At 35.0% G+C, this 5,157-nt stretch carries 3 protein-coding genes and 1 pseudogene; 2 read left to right on the top strand and 2 right to left on the bottom strand.

All coding sequences use genetic code 11. From position 1 onward, the window contains the following. Positions 1-208 precede the first annotated feature (208 nt). The gene (rpsD, locus tag BN338_RS02435; RefSeq protein ID WP_012231733.1) at positions 209-826 is read left to right on the top strand and encodes a 30S ribosomal protein S4; all 618 of its coding nucleotides are present in this window, start codon (positions 209-211) and stop codon (positions 824-826) included. 273 nt (positions 827-1,099) lie between these two features. Then, a complete protein-coding gene (ttcA, locus tag BN338_RS02430) occupies positions 1,100-1,975 on the top strand; it encodes a tRNA 2-thiocytidine(32) synthetase TtcA (RefSeq protein WP_039758674.1) in 876 nt (291 codons plus the stop codon). A gap of 509 nt (positions 1,976-2,484) precedes the next feature. Here the strand turns inward: ttcA and rimO are convergent. Together rimO and lexA are read right to left on the bottom strand one after the other, a co-directional pair. After that, positions 2,485-3,798: a 30S ribosomal protein S12 methylthiotransferase RimO gene (gene rimO, locus BN338_RS02425; RefSeq protein ID WP_039758672.1), complete on the bottom strand. Its 1,314-nt coding sequence runs from the start codon at positions 3,796-3,798 to the stop codon at positions 2,485-2,487. A gap of 458 nt (positions 3,799-4,256) precedes the next feature. Continuing rightward, a pseudogene (gene lexA / locus BN338_RS02420) lies at positions 4,257-4,969 on the bottom strand (transcriptional repressor LexA). Positions 4,970-5,157: the final 188 nt, after the last annotated feature.

Genomic DNA, 5,157 nt, shown 5'->3' with positions numbered 1-5,157 from the left:
TATGAAAAGAGTTGACTTTGGAATATGAGATCAATAAAGATGCTCTAGCTTTTTCTTTCAAGAAAATGGCATTAATTGACGTGTCCCGTGGATAACTTCGCATATTGGTATGTTAAGCTATTCTGTCAGTCTTTTTGTATTAAAGGCAGAGGAGGGCGCGTTTCCTTGAGATCTTCAAGATCTCGTGTTTTATTTTAAAGGAAATGCGATGAGTAAACGCGAAACAACAAAGTATAAAATTGACCGTCGTATGGGAGAAAATATTTGGGGGCGTCCAAAATCTCCTGTCAATCGTCGTGATTATGGTCCAGGTCAGCATGGACAACGTCGTAAAGGAAAACTTTCTGACTATGGGGTGCAATTGCGCGCTAAACAGAAACTGAAAGGGTTTTACGGCGATATTTCAGAAAAGCAATTTCATAAAACTTATGTGGAAGCTGCTCGTCGGCGGGGTGATACTGGTGAAAATCTTATCGGTTTGTTAGAATCTCGTTTGGATGCTGTTGTCTATCGTGCAAAATTCGTTCCTACGATTTTTGCTTCTCGCCAATTTATTAATCATGGTCATGTGAATGTAAATGGGCGACGCACAAATATTCAATCGTATCGTTGTAAACCAGGTGATGTTATTGAGGTTCGGGAAAAATCAAAACAACTTGTTTTGGTTTTAGAATCGGTACAATTAGCAGAGCGTGATGTCCCTGATTATATTGAAGCAGATCATAAACAGATGAAAGCGACCTTTACACGTATTCCTGCTTTTGCAGATGTTCCTTATGCTGTGCAAATGGAACCTAATTTGGTCGTTGAATTTTATTCTCGATAATTGTTTTATGAAAAAAGTTGTTTCTCTTCTATTATTATAATTTCAAACTGTTATGTTGTTTTTATTATGTTGTTTTTATAATCTTTGGAGTTAGCAGATATTTTGTGAATGGTTCTATATTAAGCTTATTACACTGTTCTAGTGTTATAAGCTTATATAGTTCTATTTTTTTAGTATTTGTTTTTATAAATTCAAAAAATATAAGTATAAGCTTGCTTTATATTTGTTTTTATCTTTGCAAAATAAGTTTCTACTTGTGCAGGATATGGTCTTATGAATGATGTTTCCGTTGAATATCAGACAATAGAAGAAAACGAAGAGAAAGATGATCTTTTGGCAAGCGAAGCAGATGATTGTCATCCAATATTTCGGTGTGCTCCTTCAAGTGTGGAATTTAATAAATTGCGTAAACGCCTTTTGCGTCATATGCGACAAGCTTTGGATGATTTTTCTATGCTCTCTACTGGAAAAAAATGGCTTGTCGCTGTATCAGGTGGAAAAGACTCTTATGGTTTATTAGCACTGCTTTTAGATTTAAAGTGGCGTGGTCTTTTACCTGTTGAAATTCTTGCTTGTAATCTTGATCAAGGACAACCAGGATTTCCTAAACATATTCTTCCAGATTTTTTGAGTTCTTATAAAATTCCCTATCGTATTGAATATCAAGATACTTATTCCATTGTTACAGATAAATTGGCAGAGACGCAGACATATTGTTCACTTTGTTCTCGATTGCGACGTGGTAATCTCTATCGCATTGCACGTGAGGAGGGGTGTTCAGCATTAATTTTAGGGCATCATCGTGATGATGTGTTGGAAACATTTTTTATGAATTTGTTTCACGGTGGACGATTAGCTGCTATGCCTGGAAAACTTAAAAATGATGAAGGAGATCTTTTTGTATTACGTCCTCTTGTCTATGCTGCTGAAGAAGATATGGAAAAATTTTCTCAAGCAATGCAATTTCCTATTATTCCTTGTAATCTTTGCGGCAGTCAAGATGGTTTACAACGTAATGCAATGAAAGAAATGCTAAAAAATATTGAAAGACAAATGCCAGGACGTAAAGATACAATGATTCGCGCTTTAACGAATGTTCGCCCAAGTCATTTGCTTGATAAGAGATTCTTTGATTTTAAAACGTGTTAATAAAAACGAGATTTTTTATAAAAATAAGTTTGAAGAATTTAAGATAAGATACTTATTTATAATGATAATTCATTATTTTGCAACTTAATTAGCCTAGGTGTTTTATTTCAAATTCTCTTATATTGCATATGATAAGCGAGGCTCTTATATGCATAAAACACAATTCAAAAAGCTTCCTTCAAATAACCAATGGCTATCCCAATATGGAAAATAATATAATTATCGGTTTGCTCTTTTTTAAAGTAAAAATGAAAGGGCCTTGTAGATTGTATCTTATCCTGTTGTCAATAAAACATTTTGTTATTTAGGGTGGTGGATCAAAATGATATTAAGCGCTTGATAAAAAGTATTTTTAGAGTGTATAGCAAACATTGAGAGGGAAGAAACTGTCTGTAAATCCTCATGAAGTGAGTTACATAAGTAATCGGCTCTACTGTGAACAGCCGCTTTTATAAAACCGTCTCCGATGGGAAACTTCCTCCTTGGGAATGGGCGGAAGTTAAATTTTTTCAAACTGCTATGCCATAAAGATCATAGGCATCCGATTGTTCGATTTTAACGGTGACAAATTCACCGACACGCAAAGGGCGTCGTGATGATATATGAACAACACCATCTATTTTTGGAGCATCGTATTGACTACGTCCTTTAGCAACTTTTCCTTGGCTTTCATCAATAAGAACTTGAAGTCTTTTTCCAATTTTTTTCTTTAAAAGATGTGTAGAAATTTGTTGTTGTTTTGCCATAAAACGATGCCAGCGGTTTTCTTTCACGTTTTCAGGAATATTTTCTAATCCCAAATCATTTGCAACAGCCCCTTTGACTTCTTCATATTTAAAGCATCCGGCGCGTTCAATTTTTGCTTCTTCTAGCCATTCTAGAAGCATATTAAAATCTTCATTTGTTTCTCCTGGAAAACCAACAATAAATGTTGATCGCAAAGTGAGGTCCGGACATATTTTTCGCCACTTTTCAATTCTACGGTTTGTTTTTTCCATAAGAGCAGGACGCTTCATATGACGCAAAACAGTCGGTGATGCATGCTGAAAAGGAATATCTAGATAAGGGAGAATTTTTTTTGCCGCCATAAGTTCGATAACTTCATCTACATGGGGATAAGGATAAACGTAATGCATACGTACCCAAATACCCATATCACCTAGTTCGCGACAAAGATCAAAAAACTTCGTTTTAATTGTGCGATTTTTCCAAGAGTTTTCGAGATATTTAAGATCAATACCATAAGCACTCGTATCTTGTGAAATAACCAAAAGTTCTTTTACACCCGCTTGTACGAGTTTTTCAGCTTCACGAAGAACATCACTGATGGGGCGTGAAGTAAGATCTCCACGCAGTGTAGGGATGATACAAAAACTACACCTGTTAGAACATCCTTCAGAAATCTTTAAGTAAGCGTAATGGCGAGGTGTTAAACGAATACCTTGGGGAGGAACTAAATCAAGAAAGGGATTATGAACAGGAGGAATTGCTGTATGAACAGCTTGTATAACACTTTCATAAGCTTGTGGTCCTGTAATGGCCAATACATTAGGGTATGCTTGGCGAATAACTTCAGGGTCAGCACCAAGACACCCCGTTACAATAACTTTTCCATTTTTTTTGAGAGCTTCATCAATATTGGCTAAGGATTCTTTTCTGGCAGAGTCAAGAAAACCACAGGTATTCACTATAACGACATCAGCTCCTTGATGTTGACGTGAAATTTCATACCCTTCAGAGCGGAGGCTTGTAATAATTCGCTCAGAATCTACGAGTGCTTTTGGGCATCCGAGAGAGACAAAACTAATACGAGGTGCTAGCATGATAATCCTATAATTACTGTGAATGATTGAGTTTCACTTTTATTGACTTAGAAAATAAGAAAAGTTCTTTATTTCTTATACATAACAATCTGTTACAAGTTTATTTGATTTTTTTCTACAATATTTTGTGTATGCCTACAATTTTATCTGATTATACTGTCAAATAGTTTTATTGATGGCGATGTTATAAGACAGACTCCTTCAAAGCATTCAAGTCCCTTTTAGAATACTTAGTGAATATTTTTAAGCTTACTTGTTCATCCGTGCTTCAGTGAAAAACATAACAGGGTAGAGGGGAAGGGAAATCCACTCGATAAGGATTTGGTTTTGTTTATAGACCAAATTAGACTCATCCTTTGGCTGTGGGAAGAAAGCCAATTGCGTGTGGCACAATCAAAAAACACACAACAGTTTTTAAACTGCATTTTATTGGCGTATATATACGTGTACTATTATTTTTAATATTTGCGAATAAGTCCGGTAAGTTTGCCTTGTATTTCTACACGCTCGGATTTGTATGTGCGTGCTTCATAGTGAGGATTAGCGGCTTCTAATGCAACAGAGGTTCCTTTGCGTCGATAACGTTTTAACGTTGCCTCTTTTTTATCAATAAATGCGACAATAATTTCACCTGATATTGCTGTATTTTGACGTTTCACAATAATCGTATCTTTATCAAGAATACCAGCCTCCACCATAGAATTATCTTTAACTTCTAATGCGTAGTGCTCACCTGTATTAACCATATCATTTGGGAGAGAAAGTGTGCTTGTTTGTTGCAGTATAGCAGAGGCGGGAACGCTCGCAGAAATACGTCCCATAATGGGAATAATGATATTTTTTTTTCTTCTGCTTCAAAGTTCCCAAGATTAGTCAAGTTTTTTGATATTTCCCTTTTATTTTTTTCTATCATACTGGGAGAAATCTTACGTGCTAGAGAAAGGTTAAATGTTATTTTCTCAGGAAGTCGAATCACCTCAACTGCACGAGCGCGATTGAGCAAACGACGTATAAAACCTCGCTGTTCTAAAGCTATAACGAGCTTATGAATGCCAGACTTTGAAGACAGTTCTAAAGCATTTTTCATTTCCTCAAAAGAAGGAGAAACACCTGTTTCTTTTATATGATTGTGAATAAACAAGAGTAGCTCATATTGTTTACATGTCAGCATTCAATGTTCCAATCAAAAGAATAAAAAAATATTACAGTAAAAAATACGTATATATATAATATTTCTACAATTTTTTTCGTTAAATAAAACTTATTTGCTTTATTTTTGATCTTATAAGGAAGTTAATGAAGCAATATCCTTATTTATAGACATATTTAATATGTGATAAATATAAAAATTTACTTTTA

Source organism: Bartonella queenslandensis AUST/NH15, from assembly GCF_000312585.1.
GTDB classification, from domain to species: domain Bacteria; phylum Pseudomonadota; class Alphaproteobacteria; order Rhizobiales; family Rhizobiaceae; genus Bartonella; species Bartonella queenslandensis_A.
The sequence above is the reverse complement of the archived record's forward strand: the minus strand, read 5'-3'. Positions and strand labels throughout refer to the sequence as shown.